This is a genomic window from Oleiphilus sp. HI0061 (genome assembly GCF_001635675.1).
Window position 1 is genome coordinate 1 of the sequence record NZ_LWFE01000549.1, and the last position, 681, is coordinate 681.

1 protein-coding gene is annotated in these 681 nt (G+C 42.3%); it reads left to right on the forward strand.

Annotated features, from left to right (window positions below):
• A partial coding sequence (locus A3735_RS07185; RefSeq protein WP_197485734.1) for a hypothetical protein occupies window positions 1-681 on the forward strand: 681 nt, incomplete at both ends.

The following is a 681-nucleotide window of genomic DNA, read 5'->3' on the forward strand; positions in this document are numbered from 1 at the left end:
GCTGCTAAAGCTGATGAAATGATGAAAAGCCTTAAAGCTCCTGTGGTTGAACCAGGTGCTAAGACTGAACAGCCGGTCAGCAAAGAGGTGAAGCCTACAGTTAAGGAAGTTGTCGCAGAAGTAACGCAGAAGGCCGTTACAGCGGTAGCAGACAAGGGTGTGAAGGTAGCAGTAGAAAAAGAGCCAGCTAAAGCTGAGGTTAAAAAAGTAGCTGCGAAGGTAGAGGAAGCTAAAAAAGATGTTGTTAAAGCGCCTGTTGTGCAAAAGAAAGGCTCTGTTAAGCCCTTAGCAATTAGCGAGAAAGACCTTCCTGCAAACTATGATATTTGGGTGTTAAAGCAGGGTGATACAGCATTAACTCAAGGGCTTGTTATTAGCACGCCAACTTGGGAGATGGGTAAAGAAGGTTATATGTCTCAAATTTGGCTAACCTTTAAAGAAAATGAGATTCACATTAACAGTTCTTCTGATATTGCCAGCGAAGCAAAGAATTTAGGTATTCGTATCGACGGAGGTGACTTGATTCCTTTTACGCGAATAGCTGAGAATAATATTGGAATTGTTGAAGGTGAGTGGCTAGATAAACTGGCAAATGCGAGTAAGCTGGATATTTACCTAGGCTTCTTCCCTGGCAAGAAACCTACAAGTGATACTTTCCATAGTGATACCTCTCTGGAAAAT